Genomic DNA, 6,000 nt, shown 5'->3' with positions numbered 1-6,000 from the left:
AGCTTTCTGTGACTGAAAAAAACTGTCACGACGCGGCTCTTTCACCTTTTGACAACGGTACTTTCCGATTTCATGTTGAAGCTAACATTAGAATAGTCAGCCCTATCCGTTTCTTTTTTTGGCATAAACATCATGACGGCCGCAACGAGCGCCATAACGGCATACGTCAAGTTAATCGCGGAATCGGGCAGAAATTTCGAACCGTAGCCGCCTATAAAACTCCCCGCAATGATAGGAATCCCCATGGCAAGGACGAGCTTCTTGTTGATAAACCCTCCTTTGCGGTAAGCAAACATGCCGGCTAACGTTGCGAAGAACACTTGCACAGCACTTACCGCAGAAACCTCTTGTGCGGTAAACGCCGCAAAACCAAGTAAAGGGGGAATATACAGCAGCATCGGATATTTAATAATGGAACCTCCGATCCCGATCATTCCTGAAATCAGAGAACCGATGAAACCAATAACGAAAAGTGTGAGGATCCAACCGAAATCCAGTTCCATAAGACACCCCTTTCGTTAGTATTATTCCGATTCAAGTTACTTCCAATATACCTATAGGGGTATTTTTTCAATTAAAAAAAATTAATTTGCGTATTGCATGATGAATGCTTTCAGTTTATTTAACGGCTGAATACCAACGAATGTTGTGGCTTCTCTCCCGTTAACAAAGAGTTTTAATGTAGGAATACCTTGGATTCGGTATTTTACGGAGGCGAACGGATTTTGATCCACATTTAATTTTGCAATAACCGCCTCTTTATCCACTTCATCGGCCAATTGATCCAAAACAGGAGCCATCATGCGGCATGGTCCGCACCACGGGGCCCAAAAATCAACCAGTACGATTTTGTTATTCTTGATGATTTGATCCAAGGTATCGTCCGTTGCTTTTATTGTTGCCATGAAATCGCCCTCCTTGTGATTAATGTAATATACCAATACCCCTATGGGTATATTAAAATATTTGTGATTAACTGTCAAGATTATTTGTAACATCAGACGCCGAATCAGATTAAACAAACCAGATTTTTCGTCACAAAGGCGGTTGGATCACTAAGGCAAGAACCTTGCTACGCCCATTGTAGGCACCTGCCATCAATTGTTGGCTAGATTAGTTTCAATGATCTTTGTACATGAAGACTTGGAGTCTGAATGTGGGTGAACGAGACAGAAACATTGATGAAGCCAGACTGTATCCAGTAGGAGAGGCTACAATTAAACGTGTTGTCATAATAAATTCCCGAGAAGTTTTAATAAAGGGGTGTCTCAGATCATATGTAACGTTGGGAAAGCACAACAAATTAAAAGGATTTCAATTGGAGTAATCATTATTGTATTAGGCTTATATTTTAGAAGTTGGTAGGGACTAATTGGATTGGCACCAATCATTACTGGTGCGATTCGTGCCGCTAAATGCAATTCTAGGAATGCAATTCAATGACATCTTTCTGGTCCGTAAACCAGCTTGCCGCAAATGGTGCAAAAATAAACATAAGAATTCCTACAAAAGACATAAAGAGAACGGCCACGCCGGTCGGTCAGAAGCCCATATCGAAAAGCATCTTCGAACCGTTTAGCTCCATTATTCTGCCCGACAAGGGTTGCGGCCGCTACGCCAAACCCATATCTGGGCAGGCAGAAGTATATTTCAATGTTTCCGGCAATCATATGAAAATGCGATCTTTGATTTTTGAATCTTACCATACAACATGACGGTCCCAATGATCCGAACGATTACCGTAGCCAAAGCCGCCCTGACAATCCCCCAGCCAGCAAACTCATAAAGGCCTTAAATAAAGATTTAATCAAGACAGATATGAATGAATTGATCCTGATGCTTTCATCGGCGTTTTCATATCTCCAGAGGCACGAAGAATACTACCTAATACGCTCATAAGCGAAATAAAGATGGATGGAATGGCAACGATCAGTCCTTTATTTCGTTATTCTTCCCAACCGATCCCATTGAGAATCAATTGATGGAACATCCGATCCATTTCGTACGCAGAATAATGCGCATTCCGATCCATCCACCAAATCATGAGCGTCATCAGTGTATTGACGACAAATTCAACCGCCAAGTCTTGGGGAATCAACGATGAATCAGAAGATGACAACTGCATTTCGATTTCTTCCCTCGCCAAATCTGTGATCATCCGTTTCATATGGTGGAGAACAAGCGCCCCGCTCTGCTTGCCGACAGTTGCCCGGTAAATTTGCTTGTGGCTTTGTACATGCTGCAAGATGGCGAGGCTAAAGCCAAAACTTGTTCTCCCTGTTTCTTCTGCAATAGTGCGTTTGGACATCTGTTCCTTGAGAAACTCGCGAGTCCTGTTGATCGTGTCTACAAGAAGCTCCTCTTTGTCGACGAAATGAAAGTAAAAAGTGGATCGACCAATATTCGCCCGATCGATTAAATCCTGAACGGTAATGGCTTCATACCCCTTCTCGACGATTAAATCCAGAAGCGCTTCGTGCAGCATGGTACGCGTTCGCTGTACCCGCCTGTCTTCCTTATTGTCTGACACGAATTACCCCCCTTTTGTTGAACAATGTGTAAAAAGTTGTTTCATAACGAACATGGAGACCGCCTTTGATTATTGTCGAGTTCCCACACGAACATTATGATCGAAATTGAACATCATGTTCAACAAAAATTTTAGAGGAGGAACCGAAAATGACTCAAGGGAGCCCGCTCATTTCTCTTCGCCGTGTGTTCAAAACATACGCATCGCCATCGGGGGACTTCACTGCGCTCAAAGAAGTGAACTTGCAAGTGCAAAAGGGGGAATTCGCGGCTATTGTCGGCAAGTCAGGCAGCGGAAAGTCAACCCTTATCAATGTGATTACCGGAATCGACAGCCCCACTTCCGGAGAAGTGTTCGTCGCCTCTACAGCCATTCACTCACTGAATCAGGAGCAGCTTGCGATCTGGCGCGGGAAAAACGTCGGTGTTATCTTTCAGTTCTTTCAATTGCTGCCTACGCTAACCGTAGCGGAAAACGTCATGCTTCCGATGGATTTCTGCCATACGTATCCGGCACGCGAAAGACGAGAACGGGCGGTTGCACTTCTGAGCAAGGTAGGCATTGCCGAGCAGGCGGACAAACTGCCATCCGATCTCTCCGGCGGACAACAGCAGCGTGCAGCCATCGCCCGGGCGCTGGCGAACGATCCACCCATCCTGGTTGCCGACGAGCCGACCGGCAATCTCGATTCTCATACGACGGACGTCGTGTTGAATCTCTTTGCCGAGCTGGCATCGGAAGGTAAAACGGTGGTCATGGTTACGCACGAGCGCGATTTAAGCCGATATTTCACAAGATCGATTTTGCTGTCCGACGGAGCCATCGTGTCCAATACAGCAGCGGTCAAGGAGGCTTTGCATCATGCTTAGTCCTCGCCTACGGAAAATGCTACGCGATCTCCGTATCGCCAAGGGACGAATGGTCATGATGGTTCTCTCCATCGCGGTCGGAATCTTTGGCATTGGAACGATTCTGAGCGCCTACACGATTCTAACCCGTGAAATGAGTCTGAATTATCAAAGCACGAATCCAGCTTCCGCTTTCTTGGAATTGGATCATATTGACAAATCCCTCTTAGACGGAGTACGTAATCGACCCGGCATCGCAGGTGCGGAAGCGACGGCTTGGGTGGAAGCCAGAGTCGAAGTGCGGCCCCAGGAATGGAAACCGCTCCTTATCTTCGGCGTGGAAGATTTCAAGAGCATGCGCATCAGTACTTTCCGTCCCGAATCCGGCGCTTGGCCGCCTTCGGAAGGTTCGATATTGCTCGAACGCACCGCGCTTCAGCTCTTAAAAGCAAAAATCGGAGATGCCCCGCGCATTCAAACACCCGACGGTCAGAAGCTGAATGTTGCCATCACAGGAACCGTCCATGATCCGAGCTTGGCACCATCGTGGCAGGAGCAAACCGCCTACGGGTATGCCGCCCCTTCGACGTTGGCGTTGCTTGGCGAAACCGACGCCTTTCATATTTTGAAAGTGCTCGTCAAAGATCAGCCAATGAACTCGCAGGCAATTGAACGGACAATCGGAGAACTGGCCGTATGGTTGAAACAGCAAGGACATAAAGTCGGAGAAATCCGAATTCCGCCTCCCGGAAAGCACCCGCACCAGTCCCAGATGACGGCAATTCTGATCATGCTTCTTATCTTCAGTCTATTGGCACTCACGCTCAGTGCCATTCTGATTGCCACGATGATCGGCGGACTGCTTGCAGGGCAAATTCGCCAAATCGGCGTCATGAAAGCGATCGGTGCGCGAACGAGCCAGATCGCCGCCCTGTATCTCCTATTGATCATGCTTGTAGGTTTTGCAGCCGTCCTGTTAGGTATGCCCACGGGCATTGCAGCTGGACGAGGTTTTGCGGTTACGGTTGCAGAACTTTTAAATTTCACGCTGTATAGCGATTCCATTCCGTTGTGGAATTACGTCGTATTGCTGTTGGCCGGTATACTCGTTCCTTTTCTTACGGCACTTGTTCCCATATGGAGAGCAACGCGGATTACCGTCCGGGAAGCCATCAACGATTTTGGCACAAGCAGGAAGTCTTTTGGCTCCAAGCGACTCGATATATGGCTCGGAAAAATACGAGGACTGGATCGAACACTGATCCTTGCCTTGCGCAATACGTTTCGTAGAAGAGGACGATTGTTGCTCACTCTTAGCTTACTGGCAGCTGCGGGCGGCATGTTCATGACAAGTTTAAATGTCAGAACAGGCTGGGAATCGATTTTGTCCGATGCAGTTTCGAATCGTCATTATGATTTGGAAATTCGGCTGAATCGTCCGGAGGCGGAGCACCGAATCATCCAGATCCTTCAAAGCATCCCCGAAGTCCGGCATGTGGAAGCTTGGAATCGTGAACCTGCCGCGGCGATCCGAACCGATGGTTTAGATATCATTCGAACTTACCCGGACGGGGGACACGGCAGCTTTACGCTTCGCTCCGTTCCAGCAGATACGGAAACGGTTGAATTGCCGCTATTGAAGGGACGATGGCTTCGAAGCGGAGATTCCGATAACGCCGTTGTGCTAAACCATAATGCCCATGCTTTATTTCCAGAGGTGAACTTGGGGGATCCCTTATCGCTAGCGATTAACGGAAATCCGGTTCAATTGCAGGTGGTCGGCATCGTGCGGGAAAACCTGTCACCCGCAGCAGCCTATGTATCCCCGTCAGGATATACCAAAGCCGTCGGACTTTCGGGGGAGACGAACGCCTTGAGAGTCGCATTGAAGGACCCCGGCACCGTAGACAGGGTTCAACAAGAAATCGAACGCGTGCTCGAGAAAGAAAACGTCAGGGTGGAAGCGGTGATTTCGGAGACGATGCTAAATGAAGCGGTAAGTGGCCATGTCTATATCCTCATCTTTGCCTTGATCCTGATGTCGGTCATCATGGCAGTCGTCGGCGCACTAGGGCTCATGTCGTCGATGGGTACAAACGTAGTCGAGCGCACCCGTGAATTCGGAATCATGCGCACCATCGGCGGTCGATCGAGGACGGTTCTTCGGAACGTCGTCAGCGAAGGGATATTTATCGGCCTCATGAGCTGGGTAATTGCCCTTGTCATCTCGTTGCCGGTGTCTGCAGCCGTTGGAAATCTGATCGGAAATTTGGCCTTTCGTTCGCCTTTGCCTCTCGTTTCGTCGCCGACAGCCATTTTGATTTGGCTCGTCATTATTATCATCGGATCAGCAACTGCAAGTGTCTATCCTGCATGGAAAGCATCGCGGCTGACCATTCGGGATACGCTCGATTACATCTAGGAAGGAGAGAACCATCCATGAGAAAAAAGGCACTCGTAACAGTCATTATCCTCGCTGTGATCGCGTGGATAGCAGTGGCCTTTCACCAGATCGACTTTATCGATATGGTTAAAAAAATGCACGGAGGATGAAACCATGCCAAATGATTAGCTGAGAGATCGTCTATTTTTTCAACTGAAAGCATCTCACTGAAAAGTCGC

The 6,000-nt window shown here is 47.9% G+C and carries 4 protein-coding genes and 1 pseudogene; 2 read left to right on the top strand and 3 right to left on the bottom strand.

What is annotated here, in order from left to right; translation table 11 throughout:
* Positions 1-74: 74 nt before the first annotated feature.
* The 3 genes and pseudogenes from FS806_RS10130 to FS806_RS10115 all read right to left on the bottom strand — a co-directional run.
* A pseudogene (locus FS806_RS10130) lies at positions 75-503 on the bottom strand (sulfite exporter TauE/SafE family protein); the annotation flags it as partial.
* Positions 504-584: 81 nt separating this feature from the next.
* A complete protein-coding gene (gene trxA / locus FS806_RS10125; protein ID WP_062494110.1) occupies positions 585-905 on the bottom strand; it encodes a thioredoxin in 321 nt (106 codons plus the stop codon).
* 1,040 nt (positions 906-1,945) lie between these two features.
* Positions 1,946-2,530 (bottom strand): TetR/AcrR family transcriptional regulator, encoded by a 585-nt coding sequence (locus FS806_RS10115; RefSeq protein ID WP_144935350.1) that lies wholly within the window; start codon positions 2,528-2,530, stop codon positions 1,946-1,948.
* A 149-nt stretch (positions 2,531-2,679) separates the two neighbouring features.
* Between FS806_RS10115 and FS806_RS10110 the strand changes: the two genes are divergently transcribed.
* The gene (locus FS806_RS10110) at positions 2,680-3,399 is read left to right on the top strand and encodes an ABC transporter ATP-binding protein (protein WP_062494114.1); all 720 of its coding nucleotides are present in this window, start codon (positions 2,680-2,682) and stop codon (positions 3,397-3,399) included.
* Entirely contained in the window at positions 3,392-5,800 is a 2,409-nt protein-coding gene (locus FS806_RS10105; protein WP_062494116.1) for an ABC transporter permease, read from the top strand. The genes FS806_RS10110 and FS806_RS10105 overlap by 8 nt, the downstream gene beginning before the upstream one ends.
* The last annotated feature ends 200 nt before the right edge of the window (positions 5,801-6,000 follow it).

Source organism: Paenibacillus sp. 32O-W, from assembly GCF_007679495.1.
Taxonomy (GTDB): Bacteria; Bacillota; Bacilli; order Paenibacillales; family NBRC-103111; genus Paenibacillus_L; species Paenibacillus_L residui.
The sequence above is the reverse complement of the archived record's forward strand: the minus strand, read 5'-3'. Positions and strand labels throughout refer to the sequence as shown.

Excerpts from the sequence above, each read along its gene's own strand:
- FS806_RS10110 (WP_062494114.1), top strand. The coding sequence starts at position 2,680 with ATGACTCAAGGGAGCCCGCTCATTTCTCTTCGCCGTGTGTTCAAAACA.
- FS806_RS10105 (WP_062494116.1), top strand. The coding sequence starts at position 3,392 with ATGCTTAGTCCTCGCCTACGGAAAATGCTACGCGATCTCCGTATCGCC.
- trxA (WP_062494110.1), bottom strand. The coding sequence starts at position 905 with ATGGCAACAATAAAAGCAACGGACGATACCTTGGATCAAATCATCAAG.